Raw genomic sequence first — 22,676 nt, forward strand, 5'->3', positions numbered from 1 at the left:
TTCCAATCAACGTCCAAATTGTACAAGCCATAAAAATAGACAAACTCGATTTTCATCGAGTTTGTCTACAGTCTGAAGCCCGCACTCATGTGCGGGCTTTTAACTGTTTTATAGCGCTATTTTTAGTATAGTACTAAGTTAGTGAAATGCACGTGAATTTCGGTCATTTACTTGTGATTTGGAGTAATACTCGTGAATTTCGATCAAATACTCGTGAGTTTTGGTGTTTTACTCGTGTTTGGCCATTTACTCGTGAGTTTGAGCGTAATACTCGTCAATTGGCGTAAGTACAAAAAATAAAGATTTAAAATGATAATTCTTGTGGAGGTTCACCATTGTTGTTCATCAACCGTATGCTTTCCGGCTTAATTTGCAGAATTAAATAATTTGGATCTTTCGGACCTTCGAACCACTTTTCGAAGGATTCATTCCATAATTTATCTTTCAGTTCCTGTGATTCGTTTATTTTCGAGGTACCTGAGATTTCCAGGTAAGAATCGCCCAATCCTTCATTATCATAGCCGATCAGGATATGAACATTAGGGTTCTTTTCAATTTCATCGATTTTTTCCGTCTTTCCGCTCGTTGGTGTGTATAAAGTTAATTCATCGTTAAAAAATGTCATATAGCGTGAATGTGGTTTGTTGTTTTCAACTGAAGATAAAACTCCTATTTTATGATCACGGATGATGTTCAATACTTTTTCTTTTATTTGGTTTTGGCTCATTTTTATACACTCCTTTTATTTTTTACTCTATTTACTTTTCCTCTTTTTTCATTAAGTTAAACAAAATTATGCAGTTTGGCATTTTTATGAATGAATACTGAAAGAAGTTGCCATACTAGTCATTATGTGTTCTGTTTAGAGCAATTTCATGATGTGAATCCATTTGTAAAGGTGAGTATGATGAATGAATTGTGGTGAATTACTTATCATTGGCGGGGCAGAGGATAAGTGCCTTGAAGGTGAAGTATTAAATAAATTTGTCGAGCTTGCAACCCATAGCGAAGGCGGAATAGGAATATTGCCTACAGCGAGTGAAATTCCTGAGGAAGTGAGTACAGAGTATATCAAGATTTTCAGGGATTTAGGTGTGGACAGGGTGGAAGTGATCAAGCTGGATTCGAGGCAGGATGCAGACGATCCGGCAATTTGTGAACAGCTTGCATCTTTTTCCGCCATCTTCATTTCAGGGGGAAACCAAAGCCGATTGTCTGAACTGATTGGAAAAACAAAGTTCCACGATGCCCTTTCTAAAGCCTGGCATGAAGGAATGGTGATAGCAGGGACAAGTGCTGGTGCTTCGATTTTAGGTAAATATATGATCGTTGCTGCTGACACGATGCTGAATGACAATAAGTTAAAGGTTGAAATTGGCGTAGGTTTCGGCTTCCTGGACGGACTGATAATCGATCAACATTTTTCCCAGCGTGGCCGTTTTGATCGTCTGTTAAGTGCAATAGCAGGGAAAAAAGAAATTATGGGTATTGGCATTGATGAAAATACAGCAATTTTAGTTAAAGACGGTCATTTTGAAGTAGTCGGCCAACATCAAGTATTGGTTCTTGATGGCAGCACCAGTGATTATATCAATATCACATCTTCTGATAATGGCAGTGAAGAGTTGACTCTTTCGGGATTCAACCTTCATGCACTAACCAGGGGATACCGTTTTGACCTGCTTAAAAGGAAATTGTTGATGAAAAAGGGGATCCAACAATGAAGATCAATCGAGTCCGTTATTTAAAAGGACCTAATTATTTTGCTTATACACCTACGATTTGCATTGAATTGGATATAGGGGAACTGGAACAGAAACCATCTGATTCAATACCTGGATTCAATGAAAAATTGTTAAAGGTGCTCCCGAACTTGGGAAGCCATACATGTTCAAAAGGGTATCGAGGCGGATTCGCCGAAAGGCTGAGAAAAGGAACATGGATGGGACATATATTGGAGCATATGACGATTGAGCTTCAAAACTTGGCCGGAATCGAAGCCATTCGGGGAAAAACGATAATGATGGAAAAGAAGGGTTTTTATTATGTTACCTTTGACTATCAGGAGCCTCACTCAGGTCTTCAAGCTTTTTTAGCAGCAAAAGATATCGCGGAGGCCATCCTGAATGGTGAAAAACTTATAAATGTACAATCTTATGTAAAACAAATAGAGCAGTTATATTATAAAAATAAGCTGGGGCCAAGTACCGAAGCCATTTTTAAGGCAGCGCAAGCAAAAGATATCCCTGTCGAGCGAATGGGTGATGAAAGCTTATTGCGTTTAGGAACAGGTGCAAGGCAGAAGTATGTCCAGGCGACAATCTCTAGCCAGACTTCGAATATTGCTGTTGAGAATTCATGTGACAAAGCATTGACCAAATCCATTTTAAGAGGATGTGGCCTCCCTGTACCTGAAGGGGAAGTTGCCCATTCCATTGAAGATATCTTTGCCTCGGCGGACAGGCTGGGTTTTCCGCTGGTCATAAAACCGTATAATGGGAGACAGGGTCAGGGTGTCATCACCCATATCAAAAATAAGGATGAGCTATTCAATGTAATCAATTGTTTGGAGTTGCATGTGGAGAAGTATATTATCGAACGGCATATTGAAGGACATGATTATCGGTTACTGATAGTTAATGGAGAACTTATCGCCGCCAGTTTGAGGCTTCCACCTTATGTTATTGGCAATGGCAAGGAAACGATACGCAGTTTGATAGAAAAGGAAAATTGTAATGATTTGCGGGGAGAAGGTCATGAAAAGCCGATGTCAAAAATCCCACTTACACATACCGTGACGTGTTACTTGGAAAAATCGAATCGGACGCTCGATACGATTCCGAATCAAGGTGAATTGGTTCAAGTTGTCGGCAATGCAAATCTTTCGACTGGCGGAAAGGCAATCGATGTAACGGACCAGGTTCATCCGACCATTAAGAATATGACTGTTGCAGCTGCGAAAGCGATCGGTTTGGATATCGCCGGAATAGATTTTATTTGTGAGGATATATCAAAACCGATTGAACATTCAAAGACTGCAATTATTGAAGTGAATGCTGCACCGGGAATTCGAATGCATCATTATCCGAGTGAAGGGAAAAAAAGGGATGTAGGCAAAGCCATTGTCGATTATTTATTTCCGACCAGGGAAGAGGCGGCTATACCGATCATTGCAGTGACCGGAACAAATGGCAAGACGACAACAACCAGATTGATTCATTATTTTCTTACTAATGAAAAAACAAAAGTTGGGATGACAAATTCTGATGGAGTATATATCGGCGATGAGGTATTGGATCACGGTGACTGCAGTGGCCCTGTCAGTGCAAGAATGGTATTGGCCCATCCTGAAGTCGATATTGCCGTATTGGAAACGGCCCGGGGCGGGATTCTGCGTGAAGGTCTTGCTTTTCGTAAATGTGATGTGGGGATCATCACCAATGTAAGTGAGGATCACCTCGGCCGTGATGGAATCGATACATTGGATGATCTCATTAAATTAAAGAGGCTGGTAGCTGAAGTCGTAATGAAAACAGGCTATTGTGTACTGAATGCAGATGATCCGAATGTAGCTGCCATGAACGCTTATACAGATGGGGAGGTCATTTACACCTCTACAGATGCCACCCAGCCTCACGTGAAAGCTGCGATAGATAAGGGATGTAAAGTTTGGTACGTCAATGAAAACGGCGTCATTTGTCATTCAGCTGATGGAGTCATCCATCCATTTATGGATTGCACGATGGTTCCAATTACGATCTCCGGCATGGCACGTCATAATATCGCCAATTTACTTCAGGCGTTAGCCGCAGCCGAAACACAAGGCATTTCCATGGAAGAACTAAGAAGGAAGGCTGCCACATTTATGCCTGATACGAATTTGTCCAAAGGACGGTTCAATTTGAAAAAGTTGAAAGAGCGCACGATCATCATCGACTATGCTCATAATGAAGCGGGATTGAAGGCCATATTCGAAACGGTCAGTGCCTATAACAAAAATCATCTTATCACTGTTTTGGCAGGGCCGGGGGATCGTATTGATGAAGAACTTATCAGACTCTCCAAGGTAGCGGCCATTAATTCCGATCTGTTCATCATTAAAGAAGACGATGATTTGCGGGGGAGGGAGCCGTTAGAAGTAGCCGGGCTGCTTCAGGATGCTGCGGTAGAAGCTGGGTTACAAAAAGATCGGACATTCATCGAACCTAATGAATTGGACGCATTCATAAAAGCCTGGGAGAAATCACAACCGGGTGACCTATTATTGTTCTTTTACACGGATTTCGAATATGTAGAGAGATTTTTCGAAAAGGTTTCTACAAATCCGTTGCCGAAGAAATAAAACAAAGTGATCTCACCCAGGAAATCGCTTCACTTTCCAGCGTAAGTGGAAAATGAATGTAAGAAAAAAGCTAATCCAAATGGATTAGCTTTTTTTCATGACCGTTTCATTTGCAGCCGGGACAGCGGCATGGTCTTTTTTATATATTCGCTTAAGCACGATTGACTGAACAATCATGAATATACCTCCGATAGACCAATATAGTGGCAATGCAGCAGGAGCAGAGAAAGAAATGAATAAAATCATTGCTGGTGAGAGCAAGCTCATCATCTTCATTTGTTTCTGCTGTTCTTCCGGCATTTGTCTCACGGAAATGGCCGATTGGAAGTAATAAATGACACCAGCGATTATCGCCATGGCAATATTCGGCTGACCTAGGCTGTACCAAAGGAAACTATGGGTCGCAATTTCATGGGAACCTTGAATCGCATAATAAAAGCCCATTAGGATCGGCATTTGAATTAAGAGCGGCAGACAGCCCATGTTTAAAGGGTTGACTCCATGTTTTTGGTAAAGCTGCATCATTTCCTGCTGAAGGGCCTTTTGTTTAGCAGGATCTTTCGTCTCTTTGATTTTCTGCTGGATTGCTGTCATTTCCGGTTTCAGGCCATTCATCTTCGTCTTCATGCTAAGCTGTGTTTTGTATTGTTTGGCAGTCAGTGGTAGCAAAACAAGGCGAATCAAAAATGTCATCATGATGATGCTTAAACCATAGTTGCCATTAAATAAACCAGCATTGAATTCCAGCATTTTTGTCATGGGGTTAACCAATGCTGTATGAAATGGTCCGCTCGTTGCTGCTGAGCAACCAGTCAAAAGGGTCGTTGCCAAAAATAGGACGGCAATTAAAAACATGTTTTTCTTCTTCAATATAATTTCCTCCTCGAATTGTTAATGTTTAAACAACTAGAAGGAGGCTTGGCTCATCGGAATCATCTGGTGAATCTTTTTGCCGGATAAAGGTGAAAAAGCGCTGTGCACCGCGCCAATCAAAGGTGCTGCCTGTATGAACAGGGGATTTACTTTTATCTGTATGAACGGAAGCTTGATATTTGTCATTCAAGAGCGATTGCTTTTTATTTAAGAAGTAAAACGCGGCCAGTGGAAAGACAAAGGTAAATAAGTAACCTGCCCATACCGCATGGCGAACGGTTTGATAATCGAATTCTAATAATAATTCCCACATAGGAATCCCTCGTTTTTTCTAAGATAAGAAAATTTGTCCAAAAATGATTTAGGGCCTGATATGACTTTTGACCACATTTAAATCATTACCAACACTATATCAATTCTAGGGCAAGAAAGCTAAAAAATATAGGGGTTTTTTCAAAAAATAAACAGGGAATATTTTCTGATGCATCAATTTCAAAAATAGATCAAATGGAAATCAAATTCGAGACCGTTCAGAGCAAAGGTTGCACAAATGGTCATTCGTCTACATACGGATAAATGGAAGTTCAAATTATGAGGTGAAAAGGTATGAAACCATAGGATTCATTCAATCAACAGAACGACCATAACGGTAATGAACGAAATGCACATCTCCGAAATATGGGCAATCATTTCATGGAGGGGGCCAGCCACCGCCTCGGCCGCCGCACGGAGGAGGACTGCCTCATATAGCTCCGCCATTATTCACTCCACAACTTCATGAAGGAATGTATAAGGCAATGGACACTGGGTCAATGAAAGGGTGCTTATACAAACATACGTATATTTGGCTTAAGAATGGCCGTTCATTTTGGTTTTACCCAACATATGTCGGATATAATTCAGTGGCAGGTTATCGTTGGAGACGAAGTCAACAGCGATGGGCCTATTATGGGACGGACGCGCATGAAATACAATACTTTCATTGTTATTAAAAAACAAAAAACAATCCGCATTTGCGGATTGTTCAGAATGTAGACAAACTCGATTAAAACCGAGTTTGTCTACATTTTTTTGCTTGTACAAATTTGGACATTGATTGGAACGTAGGGCACTCGCTTTCCGCGGTCGGTCCGGACTCGGCGCATTTGCGCCTGTGGGGTCTCCCTTGGACTCGCTATTCCCGCAGGAGTCTCACACACCCGCAATCAACTATGTTTTTGCCTAAAGTCTTTTGTTCTTAACCTTTAATCAAAATTTCAAAGGGAATTTTAAAAGGGATTCGGAATGGTCTCACCCTGAACCGTGTAAAGAACTAGTTATCACTTATCATTCAAAGTTTCAATCCAAAAAATAATCTGGAAAATCGGAAATGATCCCATCTACCTGCATCATTTTGAACATATGTATTTGTTTTTTATTGTTGACGGTCCATGTAAATACTTTCATCCCGTGCTTTTGGATTCGCCTTTGCAGCTTCGTATTCAAAATCGTTTGTTTTGGATTCAAAAATGACGCGAACTCGGCAATCTCTTTTATTTTTTGGTCATTGATTCGCCGTTTTATCAAAACGCCCACTTGTATGTCCGGCATTAATTGATGAAACCTTTTCATGGATTCCATATCGAACGAATGAACCATTATCTTATTTTTACTTGTTGAACATTCTTGGAATTTACCTAATTCTTCGGCAAGTTTCTCTTCTATGCCGGGATAAGCAGAGGGATGTTTCAACTCGACTAAAATTCCGACCTCAGACCCGAAATTCTCCAATACCTCACTTAGTAAAGGTATCCTTTCGTTTTTATAGCGAGAATGATACCAGCTTCCTGCATCCAGTTCCTTTAATTCGGCTGCCGTGTAATCACGGAGGTTCCCTTTGCCGTTTGTGGTTCGATCCAAGGTGGGATCATGATGAACCACAAGGACATCATCTTTACTGAGGTGGATATCCACTTCTAGGAAATCAGCACCCAATTCAATGGCTTTTTTATAAGATGCCATTGTATTCTCGGGGCAATATCCAGATGCACCTCGATGTCCAATTTTAATGGGGGAATGCTGCTTTATTAAGCTTTCAGGGAAATCACTTTTTGATCTTTTAGCGTAGAGAGCGAACAGGACAAGCATGGTTATCACAATAATAAGAAAAAATGCGGTCATCTTTCACACTCCTATCAGGCATAATGATTAAAAGTTAGCAGGACAGTCTCATTTCATAATATTACATGTTAGGCAGGAAAAAATCATGTTTTACACAATGTTATAATCCGACTTAAAGGATTTATTGGAAAGGTATGGAATACATATAATTTAAGTATCAATAAGGAGGGAAAGCAGATGGAATTGCAGGTGAAACCGAAGTCTAAAAAATGGAAGGGGAATTTTGGTTTATATTTTTCCCTTCCCATTCTCTCTTGGGCGTTTTACGATTTTGCCAATACGATTTTTTCTTCTAATATCAATACGATTTTCTTTCCATTCTTCCTCCAGGAACAGATTGGGGAAAATGCCGTTCTTGATCAGATTGCGAGTACCTTCATCTCCTACGCTAATGCGATTGCCAGTTTGTTTCTCGTTTTGTTTTCCCCGCTGTTCGGTGTCATGATCGATCGAACGGGAAAAATGAAAAAATACATTATGATTTTCACACTCATTTCTGTTGTATGTACATTTTTAATGGGGGTATTCGGGGGGAAGCCGTTGGATGGAAAGATTCTGGGCATTCCCGTTTCCTTGGCGATCGTCATTCTTTTATTTGTGATAGCAAAGTTTTTCTATCATTCGAGTCTGGTTTTCTATGATACGATGATGAGTGATTTAGGCACGAAACAGCAATTGCCGCTAATATCAGGGTTTGGCGTGGCGGTAGGCTACCTTGGAACGTTAGTGGGACTGTCAATCTATCCATTCATAAGTAAAGGGAGTTCACATGAAGCCTTCATACCCACGGCCATTTTATTTCTGGTTTTTTCCCTTCCCTTATTCTTTTTTTTAAAAGAATCTCCAAAACAGCAAAAAGCGAAAGAACCTTTTTTATCAGGTTATAAGGAAATTAAATCAACATTTAAAGAGATGCGCTCCTACCGATCGGTTTTTACATTCATGATTGCTTATTTCTTTTTAAATGATGCAATTGCGACCACTATCGGCATGATGGCCGTATACGCCAAGACTGTTGTTGGATTTTCCTCCAGCGGATTCATTTTGCTATACCTGGTATCGACAGTATCGAGCATTGCCGGATCGTTTCTGTTTGGATACGTCACGCAGTCGAAGGGACCGCGGCTGGCTGTGACATATGTGGGAGTTCTGCTCTTGGTCGCATTATTTATAGCGGTCTTCGCACAAACCGCCCTTTGGTTCTGGGTTGCAGGGAGTATGTTCGGCATTTCGCTAGGTTCGATGTGGGTGACATCACGGACGTATATCATTGAATTGACTCCGGATGAGAAGAGGGGGCAATTTTTTGGACTATTTGCATTCTCTGGAAAAGTCTCTTCAATAATCGGTCCGCTATTATATGGAACGATAACATTGATATTCCATGACCTCGGTACATTGGCGAGCCGGATGGCATTAGGGTCATTGATCATCATGGCGATAATAGGTCTTGGCTTTCTTTTGAAATTGAAGGGATTGGAAGAAGTGAAATAAGAAAAAGGGACTGGAGCCGGCCTTAATGCCGTATCCAGTCCCTTGCTTAAACGTTATACCAAAATCAAGGTGACATCGACGTTTCCGCGTGTTGCTTTTGAATAGGGGCAGGTCATGTGTGCTTTTTTGGCGAACTCTTCGGCTTCTTCCCTGCTTAGGTCGGGAATCGAAACATCCAACCTTACAGCCAATTTAAAACCGCCATCTTCCTCATCTTTACCGATCGTTACATTTGCCGTCACGGACGTATCGACCTTTTTCTTTTCTTTTTGCAGTACAAGATTCAAGGCACTGTCAAAACATGCCGCGTAACCGGCTGCGAATAACTGTTCAGGGTTTGTGGCGCGCTCACCGGAACCACCTAATTCCTTCGGTGACCTCACATCGAAATCCAGAATCCCGTCCTCTGATTTAATATGTCCTTCACGACCACCGTGTACGGTAACTGTAGCTGTATATAATGGTTTCAATGAAAACAACTCCTTTATTCATTCTTACTATCATTACTTCCCTGCTGTAAGTCTTGTTAAACAAAATGAAAGTGAGTATTGTTTGAAAATGGTATTAAATTGGAAGATATTGTTTTATAATGTACTGTATTAGGAGATGTAATACACCCATTGCAGGGAGGGTTCATGATGTTTGAATTGGATGTTCAAAGTGGAAAGCCGGTATATGAGCAATTGATGGATAAGTTAAAGGAACTAATGATCAATGAAGTTTTACAGGAACATAATCAGCTCCCATCCATCCGAATATTGGCTCAGGAATTGACCATCAATCCAAATACGATCCAGAAAGCTTACAAGCAGCTAGAGTCTGACGGGTTTATATATACCTTACCAGGCAAGGGGAATTTCGTGGCACCTCCTAGATCCTTCAAAAATTCATTGAAAGAAGAAGAGATCAGAAACGAGCTTTCAAAGGTACTCGCTGAAGCTCTGTATATCGGAATCGATAAACATGAAATTTATAGAATAATAAAGGAAATCAGTCCGTTGGCAAAGGGGGGGGATTCATGATTGAAATAAAACAGGTGAGTAAATTATATGAAGGAAAAGAAGCAATCAAAAACGTCACCTTGGTTATATCAAAAGGCTCCATATTCGGGTTATTAGGTTCAAATGGGGCGGGAAAAACGACTCTATTAAAAATGCTTTCAGGCAACCTGATACAGGATGCAGGTGAAGTTCTTATTGATGGATCATATGTGTTTGAAAACCGTGAAGTGAAAAATCGTTGTTTCTTCCTTCCTGACACGCCTTATTTCCTGGCTAACTATACGATCACGCAAATGGCAGGTTTTTATAGCCATATTTATAGCGAGTGGAATCAAGAACGTTTCTATCAATTACAGGAAGTATTCCCGATACCCGTCCAAAATAAAATACATAAACTATCGAAGGGGATGCAGAGACAGGTTGCTTTTTGGCTAGCACTCTCGACGATGCCGGAAGTTCTAATATTGGATGAACCGTTTGATGGATTAGATCCGGTCATGCGAAAAAATGTGAGACAGTTGTTGATTCAGGATGTTTCGGAAAGGGATATGACGATTTTACTATCGTCCCATAATCTCCGGGAAATTGAAGATTTAGCCGATCATGTAGGGATTTTGCATAAGGGTGAGCTTGTTATCCAAAAGGTTTTGAATGACTTGAAAGCTGATGTACATAAAGTGCAAATTGCCTTTAAGCACAAAATTCCCCATGGTTTATACCGCGGAATTCAAATCCTTAACAAGGAAAGACGCGGCAGCGTGATCGTTTGTATCGTTAAAGGTAGTGAATCCATGATTAAATCGCATTTTAATCAGTTTCAGCCAGAAATATTAGATATTCTCCCACTTACTCTTGAGGAGATATTCATTTATGAAATGGGGGATATCGGTTATGTCATCCAGAATAACCTGGATTAATAGGGAACTGATTATCTATATTTTCAGAAGTACTGGCTGGATTGGTTTCCTATATCTTGTAGGCCTCATATTTGCGCTGCCTTTGGAAATGTTAGCGATTATCTTGAATGGGAACAATGAATATGTGGAATTCGAAAACCTTTTTTCCTGTCAGCAGATGATACAGTTTGTTTTGGTCATCGTTATTCCAGTATTACTTGCCATCTTCCTTTTTCGGTTTTTACAAATGAAACAAGCCTCAGACTTCATTCATAGTTTACCGATTACGAGACGCAGCATCTACGTACATATGATTGGAACGGGAATTGGCTTCATGGGTTTGCCGATTTTACTTACAGGTTCAATATTGATATTATTTCACTCGGCAATTGATATAGAACGGCTATATACCACGACGGATATATGGTCTTGGATGGGGACTACATTTATTTTGGAAGCTTTGATCTTTTCTGTTGCCGTTTTACTTGGAATGGTTACGGGATTATCAGCCTTTCAAGGAGTGCTGACCTATATTTTTCTTACTTTGCCGGTGGGGCTTTTTGTTTTGTTTGCAGCCAATGTGAAATTTTTGATAGCAGGATTTTCTGCTGATTATTATCTAAGTGCCAATATGAATGGCATATCCCCATTATTAGCAGCAACGGAGATGGAAAAAATCACTTTCTTCTCTATTAATACATTAATTTATAGTATATTAACCTTTCTTTTTCTGATCAGCTCTCTTTTTCTCTATGAGAGGAGAAAGCTGGAGCATGTGTCTCAGGCATTTGTTTACCCGAAGATTAAGCCATTGTTTAAATTCGGCCTGACATTATGCATGATGCTGTTTACAGGGCTTTATTTTAGCGAAACGACAGGTGAACCTGGGTGGATTTTTTTCGGATATACCGTCGGTTCTTTGCTTGGATATTATTTAGGGGAAATCGTCCTGCAAAAGACTTGGCGAATACGGGTCAACCTGAAAGGTTATGTAGCATTTATAGCGGCTGTCATTGTGCTGGCACTCATTATAAAAATAGATCCCCTTCAGTATAAGACCAAGATTCCTGATGAAAAGATGATTAGCCAAATTTATATTGGGGATTCTCCTTTATTTTTTGAAGGCGATGACACGTCGGATAATGCTTCTAATTATCTTAAAGAGAAGGAAAATATTGAAGCGATCAGGTTATTGCATCAGGAAATCATCGATAAGGGTAAAAAGGTTTCCATTGGTGAATGGAATGATGGTCAATCTGTATTTCTGATGTATGAACTCAAGAATGGAAAACGGTTAGCAAGAGAGTATCATTTGCAGAATTACGACTCATACATGCCACTATTGGCAAAAATATATGAGTCGAATGAATATAAAAAAATGGTTAATCAGGTATTGAATGTTTCCGCTGAAGACGTTTCTAAAATCAAGATAACGGCAAGCGGCCAAGTGGACAAATCCATAACGATCACGGACCGTCAACAGCTGGAAGCTGCAGTGAAGGCATTGTCGGAGGATCTGAATAATCAATCGTTCGCGCAAATGACTTCTTCTTTTGGTGATTATGCCTCCATAGAGATACTTTTGAAAAATAACAAAACCATTTATATGAATTGGGACTTTTCATATACTCAGTTTTCAGAATGGATGGTAAGTACCGGACAATCGGAACAAGCGCGGTTAATGGCTGATGATATTTCTTATATCCTGGTTGCAAAGTCCGATTCGAAAATTTATCTCACGAATTCTGAAAGTGAACTTGCACAGCAGATTGAACAACAGCCAAATCGCTTGAAAATTAAGACCGCTTCTGAAATCGAGACAGCCATTGATAATGCCCAAATTGATTGGAACGGAGAGTATTCAGCTGCCTTTTATTATAAAGAAAGCAGAGATGTGGACATCAAGAGTTTTTCTGGCGAACATGTTCCCGATTTCATTTTGGATCATTTTAATGAAAAATAACGTGAATATTTCGCATGTACACATAAAGGAAAGGATGCCGCCCAATATGGGCGGCATCCTTTTGCATTGCCTATCAATTATGTTTGTGTATCTATGCTTTAGAGTTTTACGACGTTTTTAGCTTGTGGTCCGCGGTTTCCTTCTTCGATCTCAAATTCAACCTCTTGACCTTCATCAAGGCTTTTGAAACCTTCTCCTTGAATGGCGGAAAAATGTACGAAAACATCATCTCCGTTTGGTACTTCGATGAAACCAAATCCTTTGTCACTATTGAACCATTTCACTTTACCTGTTACTGTCATTCGATGAATCCTCCTAAAAAGTTAAAAAATATTAATGGTGATGATTTTACCTAGAGGGAAAAATCAATTTCACACATTATCCAGCACCCTCATTCAAGTTAAAATTATCATACGACGATGCTTGATAATATGTGAAAGCCTACAGGAAAAATTACCACAATAACCTCTGGAGTAATTTCCAGTTTTTTAGTATATACCCACCTTTATAAAGGATAAAACAAATGGAAGTAATTTATACACTCCCATTTGGGGAAAATAATATTAGACAGGTTTTATATGGGGAAATATAACGATATTGTCGCGCGGGATTTTTCTTGATTGAAATTTGACTTGGGATTCCATGTCAAATATGAAATGGCTTTATGGTGAAAACAGGAAAACAAGTTGGCATTAAAGTTTTCTGCGAAAATAATCGGGTATAGGATAAGAAAGAAAGGACTGATGAAAAATGAAGAAATTATTAAAAAGAGCTCTCATTTTTGCTGCTCCAATCATATTCAAGGAAGTAAAAAAACGCTGGAAGAACAAGCGGAATCAAAAATCGTTAAAAACTGCAAGGTAAATAAATAAACCATGAATAAATGAACGGTAATCATATGGATCAAGATAAGGGGCGCTGATTAAGCGTCCTTTGTTTTGCATCTTAATAAATCCCCTATTGGTGTTTCATTCACCTCTACATCTTTCCTTCATATCGTGTTAAAATAGAAAGGTTGATTGAAATGAATGCTGAGTAGCCAATGCTTAAGCCTTATGATATATTTCTTCTTACATATATTGTGTATGATCAGGATTTTTGCATACAAAGAAAGGTTGCCATTCCAATGTAAAAAATACAGTAAACCTCCTATAAATTTTTTTATTGATGACTCCAATAATGAAAGGAACATATTATGACTAATTTAAAAGACGAGGTTCAATCCCGACGGACCTTCGCAATCATCTCTCACCCGGATGCAGGGAAAACGACTTTGACAGAAAAATTACTGCTGTTTGGCGGCGCGATCCGCGATGCCGGAACAGTTAAAGCTAGAAAAACAGGGAAGTATGCAACCAGTGACTGGATGGAAATTGAAAAGCAACGGGGAATTTCCGTTACATCCTCAGTCATGCAATTCGATTATGATGACTTCCGTGTCAATATTCTCGATACACCGGGCCACCAAGATTTCAGTGAAGACACATATCGTACACTGATGGCTGTTGATAGCGCCGTGATGATCATCGACTCGGCAAAAGGTATCGAGGATCAAACGGTTAAATTATTCAAAGTATGCCGGATGAGGGGTATACCGATTTTCACTTTTATCAATAAAATGGACCGACAAGGTAAAACGCCGCTGGAATTGCTTGCCGAACTTGAAGAGGTATTAGGAATAGAAACATATCCAATGAACTGGCCGATCGGGATGGGAAAAGACTTCGTGGGCATTTACGACAGGTTCAACAATCGGATTGAACAGTTCAAAACTGAAGGGGAAGAGCGTTTCCTTCCGTTGAATGAAGATGGTGAACTCGAAGTGGATCATAAACTTAAGGATTCCCAGTTATATGAGCAAACTTTGGAAGAAATCATGCTGTTGACGGAAGCGGGTAACCAATTCTCTGAAGAAAACATTGCGAATGGAAAACTTAGTCCTGTATTTTTCGGAAGTGCTTTAACGACATTCGGTGTTCAGACGTTTTTGGATGCTTATCTGAAGTTTGCACCAGCTCCACAAGCACGGATGACAACATCAGGTGAAATGGATCCTGTCAGCAATGATTTTTCCGGTTTCATTTTCAAGATCCAGGCGAACATGAACCCAAAACACCGTGACCGAATCGCCTTCCTTCGCATTTGCTCCGGTAAATTCGAGCGTGGAATGAGCGTCAACTTGAGCAGGACAGGGAAACCGATCAACCTTTCTTCCTCCACCCAATTTATGGCTGATGATCGAAACACTGTAAATGAAGCGGTAAGCGGAGATATCATCGGTTTATATGATACTGGTAATTATCAAATTGGCGATACAATTACCACAAGCAAAGACATGTTTCAGTTTGAAAGGCTGCCTCAGTTTACGCCGGAACTATTCATGAGGGTAACAGCTAAAAACGTCATGAAACAGAAACATTTCCATAAGGGTATTAACCAACTTGTACAAGAAGGGGCAATTCAGCTCTTTAAAACGGTTAGGATGGAAGAATATCTGCTTGGTGCGGTTGGGCAGCTTCAATTTGAAGTATTCGAGCATCGAATGAGGAACGAGTACAATGTTGAAGTCGTGATGGAGCGTATGGGCAGCAAGATTACACGCTGGGCTGAAGATGAAAAGCTTGATGAAAACCTTCATAGCTCGAGAAGCATCCTTGTTAAGGACCGGTTTGATAAATATGCATTCTTATTTGAAAATGAGTTTGCACTTCGTTGGTTCCAAGATAAAAATCCTGACGTGGAATTATATAATCCAATGGATTTGAAATAAAGAAGAAAGCCCGTGTTTTATACACGGGCTTTCAGTTTATAGACAAAAGGGGTTCGGAATTAAAAAATTCTGAACCCCTTTTGAAATTCCCTTTGAATTTTCGCCTAAAGTTAAGAGGTTGCGGCTCTACGAGCCCACATGTTAGGCCATTTTTGGACCTCGCCATGTCCAATTGGCCATCTTCTTTAAATTAATGGCAGCGAAAGTAAGCATCGCCTGCATTGACAATTTTTTAAGTCCCCTTAAAGTAGTCCAACGCATACCATGCTTTTCTTTTGCATCTGCGAATACACGCTCAATCGTTTCATTACGTTTTGATACTTCTATTTTAAGACAAAAATGACTCTAGGCAAAAGTGTTCTGTCTAAAAGGTAAGAAAAAGTTGATTGGAGCGGGTGTTCGAGACTCCTGCGGGAAAAGCGCGTCTAGGGGAGACCCCGCAGGCGAAAGCCGAGGAGGCTCCCCGACCGCCCGCGGAAAGCGAGTGCCTGTAGTGGAAATCAACGTCCAAATTGTACAGGCCATAAAAATAGACAAACTCGATTTTCATCGAGTTTGTCTACAGTCTGAAAGCCCGTGTTTTATACACGGGCTTTTTCCTTTATCTGGGGTATTGTTTAAATATCGAAAGGTTTTTTTGATAGTACCTTAAACATGTTTCCATACTAGGGAAAATGACGACCCTTTTTGGTCAAAAAGTCTAGATAGGGTAGAAGATTCTTGAGTACTCTCTTTATTACTTTGTTGTTTTGAAATCTGTTGAAAATGCGTGTATTTTAATCATTCCTCCTGTTTTAAACATGTCGATTTTAGATATACGGAAACATGGAGATAGAAGATGGTATACAGCTGTATTTTTGAAAATTAAATAGTAACTAATTGGAAAGGTTAAATAAGAAAATCATAGTAACTTCGAGCATTGTAAGAATTGCTGGGATATTCCGCTAAACTTCTTATGAACCGCATAATACTAATAGAAAACTTGTGGATTTAACCTTGGTGCAGGAGGAGTATGGGCAAAAATTACTTATATTGAACTATCGAGGTAAGTTGGGTTCAGACATTAAAGGGGAATAATTAATTTATATCCAAGCCTACGAAGGTATAGTCTGTTTTATTATTTGGAAAATATTGCGGTTGAATCAGTGTTTTTAAGGATACATTAGCAAATGGTTAGGTTATATATATCTTCTCTTAATTGATTTAAATCACTTGGCTACCTTTTTGAACTTGATACAGTACAGAATAATTGTGTGATGTAAGCAAAATGAACATAATTAACATAAAAGTATCCCTTAAAATTAATAGAGTTTTTAGACCAAAGAGGTGTGTAGAAGTGAAGAAAGGTAAATGGAGTCTACAGTTTACTATTATGATACTGGTGTGTGGGGTGGTAGCCCTCTCATTATTCATTACAGATATTCTCATTAGCCAAACAGTTGCAGATACTATAGAAAAGAGCCAGACTGAAAAAGCAGTAAACGTGGCACGCATGGCAGCACAAACCCCGCTTGTAATCGAAGCGTTAAGTGGAAGTGAAAACAATCAGGAAGTTCAGCAATTTACCAATAGGATTAAAAAATCGACAGATGTAGAATTTGTAGTAATAATCGATAATAATGGAATCCGGAAAACTCACCCCGATCCAAGTAAAATAGGGAAAAAATTTGTTGGAGGGGATGAGAAAGATGTATTACGAGGTAGAGAGCACATCTCTATTTCCAAAGGAACTTTAGGCAGGTCTTTGCGTTCTTTCACCCCTGTTTATGATTCAGAGGATAATCAAATTGGAGCCGTGGTGGTCGGTATTTCCCTTCAAAAAGTTAATGATGCTGTTTTAAAAAGCCGTCTTAATATTTATGTAGGAACCGTTTTTGGAATATTGACCGGAATTGCCGGCGCAATACTTTTGGCAAGGTATATTAAGAAAATATTATTTGGGCTGGAACCTTTTGCTATTGCGAAGGTTCTAAAAGAGCGAAATGCCATTTTACAATCAGTTCGAGAGGGGATCATAGCGGTAGATCAGAGTTCAACCATTACCCTCGTAAACAAAGCAGCTTTAAAGATATTTCAGAAAGCGGGCATTAATGAAAATCCAACGGGTAAAAAGGTAACTAGTTATATGCCTGACTCAAACCTGGATAGAATCCTGGAGACCGGAATAGTCGAATTAGATAAAGAGCAGGATTTAAAAGATAGTGTCTTACTAGTGAATAGGGTACCGGTATTTGTGAAGGATGAAATCGTAGGGGCCGTGGCTACATTTCGTGATAAAACAGAAATACATCTGCTGGCGGAACAGCTGACTGGAGTCCGCTTATATGCTGAATCGTTAAGGGCCCAGTCGCACGAATTCATGAACAAACTTCATGTAATACTTGGTATGGTGCATATGCATTATTATGATCAGCTTGCAGCATATATTAGTGATCTTGTTGACCACAGAGAAAACGAGATTGGCTTTATTACCAAAACCGTTAAAGATCCAGTACTAGCCGGTTTTTTAATTGGAAAACTAAGTTATGCAAGGGAAGCAGGTGCTAAGCTGGCATTATCCTCTGACTTTCAATTGCCCGAACCAGAAAATGCAGCTATTACTCATGAGCTAATTACGATAATAGGAAATTTGATTGACAATGCTATAGAAGCAGTAGAAAAAAGGCCCGTTAAACGAATTGAATTAAAGTTTGATTATGCAGATGATATTTTAACTATTGAAGTTCATGATACTGGACAGGGAATATCTGATGCCAATCTTAATCATATCCTTCAAAAAGGATATACAACGAAAGGAGAGGACAGGGGGATTGGTTTATATTTAGTTAAGGCAAGCCTGGATAAGCTAGGAGGAGATCTCAATATTAGTTCAAAAGAAGGTCAAGAAACAACGTTTGTGGTTTATATACCATACAAAGCAAGGATGATGTAGGATGATTAAGGTAATGATCGTAGAAGATGACCCGATGGTTGCAGAGTTCAATAAGCGCTATTTGAATCAAGTCGATGGCTACGAATTAGCTGCTGTCTGTTCCTCAGTGGATCAAGCTCTGAATGTATTGGAAGTTCAAAGAATAGGGTTAGTTCTATTAGACATTTTCATGCCTGGGAAAAATGGACTCGATTTACTCTCGCAAATTCGAGAAAGTGAAAAAGAGATAGATGTTATTGTCATTTCTGCTGCGTCGGACATTGAGAGGATTCAGAAAGCATTAAGACTAGGTGCTGTTGATTATTTAATTAAGCCGTTTGAATTTGACCGTTTTAACGCGGCCTTATCAGCATATCGGAACAAATCAGATTTTATTCAAGATAAAAATATGCTAAATCAAGAAGAATTGGATTATCGAATTTTGCATCAAGAAGAAATTCATTTACCAGAGGAATTACCGAAAGGATTAGCACAAGATACCTTAAAGATTATATGGAATGTGATACAGGTATTTAAAAATTCTCCCTTTTCAACAGAGGAAGTCGTAAATGTGGCGGGTATATCCAGGGTATCAGTAAGGAAATATTTAAAATTCATGAAGGATATCGGTGTCCTTGATGTTAAGGTAATCTATGGAACGGTAGGCCGACCAGTCTCCCAACACAAATTTAATGATGAAAAGAGCCATATTATTCAACGTTATCTGTAAGCAGCCAAAGTGCTGCTTACTTTTTTTAATTACATAATACTAAAATTAGTTAAATAAGCTAGTGTCCTCCGTAAATGACTACTAAGATATAGTCTGGCGATTGAGTTATTTATAAATTTTTCACAAGATTGAACAAATAATCAGTAATGAGGAAATATTATTTTTGTGCTGTATATTTATTTTCCTTTTTACAGTTTTCTTTTAGTAATTACACTTCCCCAGGGAAGAATATACTCTATTGCCTGGTAATGATCATTTTTAAATATACATTTTTAGGAAGAGGGAACGTCTATGACAGCTTATGAAAAGACAAAAACGGGTTTGGTTACAACTTTAAGAGGAAAAGGTGTTCTGTCAAACCCATTTATTAATAAAGGGGTCGCTTTCACTAAGGAAGAAAGAAAGGAGCTAGGATTGGTAGGCTTGCTACCATCCCAGGTGCTTACTCTTGAGGAACAAGTAAAAAGAGCTTATGAACAATTCTCCACTCAACCGAGCAATATTCGGAAGAATGGAATGTTATATGATTTATTTAATAGGAATGTGGTCCTGTTTTACCGTCTACTTAAAGAACATCTAAGTGAAATACTGCCGATCATTTACACACCTACTGTAGGAGAGGCTATTCAACAGTACTCCCAGGAATATCACCGTCCAGGAGGTCTTTACCTATCTATTGATAATATGGAGGGAATGGCAGATGCATTTAATAACCTGGACCTTTCATCTGATGATATCGATTTAATAGTTGTTACAGATTCTGAAAGTATTCTTGGAATCGGAGATCAGGGAGTTGGTGGAATTAACATAGCCATTGGCAAATTGGCAGTCTACACAGCAGCTGCGGGAATTGATCCAAGCAGGGTGCTGCCTATTGTCCTGGATGTTGGGACAGACAATGAAAGCCTGATTAGTGATCCACTGTATATTGGTAACAGGTTTGGGCGTGTTCGCGGTGATGAATACACCGAATTCATTGATTTATTTGTTAAAATGTCTCAAGCCTTCTTCCCAAGGGCATTACTTCACTGGGAAGACTTAGGAAATATAAATGCACGAAATATAATCGATAATTATGGCGAGAAAATTCTCACTTTTAATGATGATATACAAGGTACAGGTGCAGTAACACTAGCCGCCGTAATGTCTGCCTTACAAGTAACTGGTGTTCCTTTAAAGGAACAAAGGGTGGTTGTTTTTGGTCCAGGTGCAGCAGGAATCGGTAATGCTGATCAAATGGTTGAAGCCATGATCCTAGATGGCGTTTCCAGAGAAGAGGCATATGGTAACTTTTGGGCCGTCGATTATCGTGGATTGTTGATAGATGACATTCCAGATGTTTTGAAATTCCAAAAGTCGTATTGCCGGAAAGCTGAGGAAGTCGAGGACTGGGAGCGGAATGAAGTCGGAATTATTCCATTATTAGAGGTAATAAAAAAGGTTAAACCAACCATCTTAATCGGCACTTCTGGTCAAACAGGGGCTTTCTCAGAAGAAGTTGTAAAAGAAATGGCAAAGCACGTGGAACATCCTATAATTATGCCGATGTCAAATCCGACTTCCTTAGCGGAAGCTGTTCCTGAAGACCTGATAAAGTGGACTCAAGGTAAAGCCTTAATAGCGACAGGAAGCCCGTTTGATGATGTTGACTATAATGATGTGATTTATTCAATCGGACAATCTAATAATGCATATATTTTCCCAGGACTTGGACTTGGTGCAATTGTCGCAGAAGCAACAAAAGTCTCTAAGGGAATGCTTGCAGCAGCCTCATCTGCTGTTTCAAGATTATCGGATAGCAGTAAGCCTGGTGCTTCTTTACTCCCTTCAATCAAACAATTGCAAGAGGTTTCTAAATCTGTAGCCATTGAAGTGGCAAAGACTGCCATTGAAGAAGGCATTGCGAAAGCGGATATAACAGATATTGAAAAAGCAATAACAGAATCCATGTGGAAGCCGGAGTACAAAACTATTCGTGGGAAATAAATCCAGATCATTTTGTTGTCTCAAAAGAAAGGGGATCCGTTTTAGGGGAATCTCCGTATAAGTCAGTCATAGTAATCTTTTAAATCGGACAATTTATTTGGAAAGAGAAGTGCATCTCGAGTGAATATTGGGAATATATTTTTAACATTAATACCAATCTTTTTTACAATTATTATTGGTTATTTGGGTGGGTATTTTAAAGTTTTTAATTCAGAATCATCCAAAGGGCTTAACACGTTAGTTACAAAATTTGCATTACCTGCACACTTATTCATTGGGATCACAACAACCTCAAAACAAACCTTAATTAATCAATGGTCATTTTTCTTAACTATGACCATAGGTGTTATTGGCTTTTACATTATCCTTTTAATAGTTGCTCGTTTGGTGTTTAAATTCGATTTAACTAAAGCATCTATGTTTTCATTAAACGCAACTCAGCCAGCCTTTGCTTTTATGGGGATATCTGTATTAGGCAGCTTGTTTGGGGCGCAAGAGATAGCTATACCTATTGCGATTACCGGTATTGTGGTGAATGCCCTTCTGGATCCATTGGCAACAATAGTTGGTACGGTCGGACAATCCGGATTGGGTAAATCTAAAGATGAAAAAACAAACATTCTGGGTATCGTTTTGCATGGTCTTAGCGAACCGCTTGCATGTATTCCCTTACTTGCTGTTGTATTAACACTATTAGGGTTCCAGGCACCGGATATCATAAAAAATGCGCTCGATCAAATTGGGTCAGTGACATCTGGGGTTGCATTATTTGCTGTTGGTGTAACCGTGGGTATCCGTAAGATTAGCTTACGACCAATTGCTTTTGGTATTTCCATTTTAAAAGTTGTGGCTATTCCATTATATATGATTCTGGTTGCTCATCTAATTGGCCTTGATCATGCAGATACAATTAAAGCCATTTTGCTAGTATCATTTCCGGGATCTGCTGTAGCGGCAATGATCTCAACTAGATTTGATTCGTTATCAACTGAAACAGCATCTTCATTTGTAATTAGTACCATTCTATCTTTAATTACATTACCTATCTATATATCCTTGTTAATGTAGCCTTCTAAGTATCCATCCTTCTTGGATGGATACTTTTTAACGGAAGTTTGTGAAATGTTTAACAAACTTATTGTATAACATTAACCTTTTTTTGAAAAGAGGAGATGTTGGCTATTTTTATTTAAGGCTATGTTAAAGGTAAAGGTAAAGGTAAAATAATAAAATAGATAGTTTAAAAGGCGTGGATGGCGTTTTAATAAAGGTATAAGCCCAGGAAAATGCGTCGCAAAAAGTATCAATTGCAAAAATTCGCTATAAATCAAAATAAGGTTATAATAAAAGAATTTGTGTAATTACACATTCGAATGCAGCAGTTGATGAAATTTTAAATCTAAATCTTCGGCGTCCAGGAATCATAGTTAAAAGCCAAATTATCTATGATCAGGAACGGTTACATCGGTATTGGATTAAGACAGGGCCTTATTTGGGGGCAAAGCAAAGAAGAGGACTATATCTTAGGGTATACTAGGCTGAGCCGATAC

19 protein-coding genes and 1 pseudogene are annotated in these 22,676 nt (G+C 39.2%); 12 read left to right on the forward strand and 8 right to left on the reverse strand.

The features are described 5' to 3' along the window. Window positions 1-304: 304 nt before the first annotated feature. Window positions 305-727, reverse strand: coding sequence for a pyridoxamine 5'-phosphate oxidase family protein (locus AC3WLU_RS16545; protein ID WP_492597591.1), 423 nt, complete (start codon window positions 725-727; stop codon window positions 305-307). Window positions 728-911: 184 nt separating this feature from the next. On the opposite strand from AC3WLU_RS16545, the gene AC3WLU_RS16550 reads away from it, so the two are divergent. Further along, complete coding sequence (locus AC3WLU_RS16550) at window positions 912-1,724, forward strand: cyanophycinase (RefSeq protein ID WP_063576993.1); 813 nt, start codon at window positions 912-914, stop codon at window positions 1,722-1,724. Next, entirely contained in the window at window positions 1,721-4,342 is a 2,622-nt protein-coding gene (cphA, locus tag AC3WLU_RS16555; RefSeq protein WP_492597592.1) for a cyanophycin synthetase, read from the forward strand. The genes AC3WLU_RS16550 and cphA overlap by 4 nt, the downstream gene beginning before the upstream one ends. An 84-nt stretch (window positions 4,343-4,426) precedes the next feature. Here the strand turns inward: cphA and yidC are convergent, their stop codons facing one another. From yidC to AC3WLU_RS16575, 4 genes are all read right to left on the reverse strand, one after another. After that, on the reverse strand, window positions 4,427-5,212 hold the full coding sequence (gene yidC / locus AC3WLU_RS16560; RefSeq protein WP_222620141.1) for a membrane protein insertase YidC: 786 nt from the start codon (window positions 5,210-5,212) through the stop codon (window positions 4,427-4,429). 28 nt (window positions 5,213-5,240) lie between these two features. Next, complete coding sequence (locus AC3WLU_RS16565) at window positions 5,241-5,528, reverse strand: hypothetical protein (protein WP_034314256.1); 288 nt, start codon at window positions 5,526-5,528, stop codon at window positions 5,241-5,243. A gap of 308 nt (window positions 5,529-5,836) precedes the next feature. After that, window positions 5,837-5,974 (reverse strand): hypothetical protein, encoded by a 138-nt coding sequence (locus AC3WLU_RS16570; RefSeq protein WP_492597593.1) that lies wholly within the window; start codon window positions 5,972-5,974, stop codon window positions 5,837-5,839. Between the two features lie 579 nt (window positions 5,975-6,553). Beyond that, window positions 6,554-7,375, reverse strand: a complete 822-nt coding sequence (locus tag AC3WLU_RS16575; protein WP_098866656.1) for a glycerophosphodiester phosphodiesterase — start codon at window positions 7,373-7,375, stop codon at window positions 6,554-6,556. Between the two features lie 177 nt (window positions 7,376-7,552). Between AC3WLU_RS16575 and AC3WLU_RS16580 the strand changes: the two genes are divergently transcribed. Further along, the gene (locus AC3WLU_RS16580) at window positions 7,553-8,869 is read left to right on the forward strand and encodes an MFS transporter (protein WP_063576990.1); all 1,317 of its coding nucleotides are present in this window, start codon (window positions 7,553-7,555) and stop codon (window positions 8,867-8,869) included. Between the two features lie 53 nt (window positions 8,870-8,922). On the opposite strand, the gene AC3WLU_RS16585 is transcribed toward AC3WLU_RS16580, so the two are convergent. After that, entirely contained in the window at window positions 8,923-9,339 is a 417-nt protein-coding gene (locus AC3WLU_RS16585) for an organic hydroperoxide resistance protein (RefSeq protein ID WP_063576989.1), read from the reverse strand. A gap of 168 nt (window positions 9,340-9,507) precedes the next feature. Between AC3WLU_RS16585 and AC3WLU_RS16590 the strand changes: the two genes are divergently transcribed. Genes AC3WLU_RS16590 through AC3WLU_RS16600 form a run of 3 tightly spaced genes read left to right on the forward strand, consistent with a single transcriptional unit; the run spans window position 9,508 to window position 12,729 of the window. Then, entirely contained in the window at window positions 9,508-9,891 is a 384-nt protein-coding gene (locus AC3WLU_RS16590; RefSeq protein ID WP_063576988.1) for a GntR family transcriptional regulator, read from the forward strand. Beyond that, window positions 9,888-10,787: an ABC transporter ATP-binding protein gene (locus tag AC3WLU_RS16595; RefSeq protein WP_063576987.1), complete on the forward strand. Its 900-nt coding sequence runs from the start codon at window positions 9,888-9,890 to the stop codon at window positions 10,785-10,787. Before AC3WLU_RS16590 ends, AC3WLU_RS16595 begins: the two co-directional genes overlap by 4 nt. Further along, window positions 10,762-12,729: a DUF6449 domain-containing protein gene (locus AC3WLU_RS16600; protein WP_492597594.1), complete on the forward strand. Its 1,968-nt coding sequence runs from the start codon at window positions 10,762-10,764 to the stop codon at window positions 12,727-12,729. Before AC3WLU_RS16595 ends, AC3WLU_RS16600 begins: the two co-directional genes overlap by 26 nt. A gap of 98 nt (window positions 12,730-12,827) precedes the next feature. On the opposite strand, the gene cspD is transcribed toward AC3WLU_RS16600, so the two are convergent. After that, entirely contained in the window at window positions 12,828-13,031 is a 204-nt protein-coding gene (gene cspD / locus AC3WLU_RS16605) for a cold-shock protein CspD (protein ID WP_034314240.1), read from the reverse strand. A 441-nt stretch (window positions 13,032-13,472) separates the two neighbouring features. Here cspD and AC3WLU_RS16610 point away from each other — a divergent pair, with 441 nt between their 5' ends. After that, window positions 13,473-13,601: a hypothetical protein gene (locus tag AC3WLU_RS16610; protein ID WP_268563974.1), complete on the forward strand. Its 129-nt coding sequence runs from the start codon at window positions 13,473-13,475 to the stop codon at window positions 13,599-13,601. A gap of 323 nt (window positions 13,602-13,924) precedes the next feature. Beyond that, window positions 13,925-15,499 carry a peptide chain release factor 3 gene (locus AC3WLU_RS16615; protein WP_034314233.1) on the forward strand — a complete coding sequence of 525 codons (1,575 nt, stop codon included), beginning with the start codon at window positions 13,925-13,927 and terminating at the stop codon, window positions 15,497-15,499. 141 nt (window positions 15,500-15,640) lie between these two features. Here the strand turns inward: AC3WLU_RS16615 and AC3WLU_RS16620 are convergent. Then, window positions 15,641-15,817: pseudogene (locus AC3WLU_RS16620) on the reverse strand (transposase); the annotation flags it as partial. Between the two features lie 1,018 nt (window positions 15,818-16,835). Here AC3WLU_RS16620 and dcuS point away from each other — a divergent pair. The 4 genes from dcuS to AC3WLU_RS16640 all read left to right on the forward strand — a co-directional run bounded on the left by dcuS (window position 16,836) and on the right by AC3WLU_RS16640 (window position 22,194). Beyond that, window positions 16,836-18,431, forward strand: a complete 1,596-nt coding sequence (gene dcuS, locus AC3WLU_RS16625; RefSeq protein WP_492597595.1) for a DcuS/MalK family sensor histidine kinase — start codon at window positions 16,836-16,838, stop codon at window positions 18,429-18,431. Between the two features lies 1 nt (window position 18,432). Continuing rightward, entirely contained in the window at window positions 18,433-19,140 is a 708-nt protein-coding gene (locus AC3WLU_RS16630; RefSeq protein WP_034314228.1) for a response regulator, read from the forward strand. A 291-nt stretch (window positions 19,141-19,431) separates the two neighbouring features. Beyond that, window positions 19,432-21,126 carry an NAD-dependent malic enzyme gene (locus AC3WLU_RS16635; RefSeq protein ID WP_492597596.1) on the forward strand — a complete coding sequence of 565 codons (1,695 nt, stop codon included), beginning with the start codon at window positions 19,432-19,434 and terminating at the stop codon, window positions 21,124-21,126. A gap of 120 nt (window positions 21,127-21,246) precedes the next feature. Then, window positions 21,247-22,194, forward strand: coding sequence for an AEC family transporter (locus tag AC3WLU_RS16640; RefSeq protein ID WP_034314223.1), 948 nt, complete (start codon window positions 21,247-21,249; stop codon window positions 22,192-22,194). Window positions 22,195-22,676: the final 482 nt, after the last annotated feature.

Source organism: Peribacillus sp. FW305-BF15, assembly GCF_058783805.1.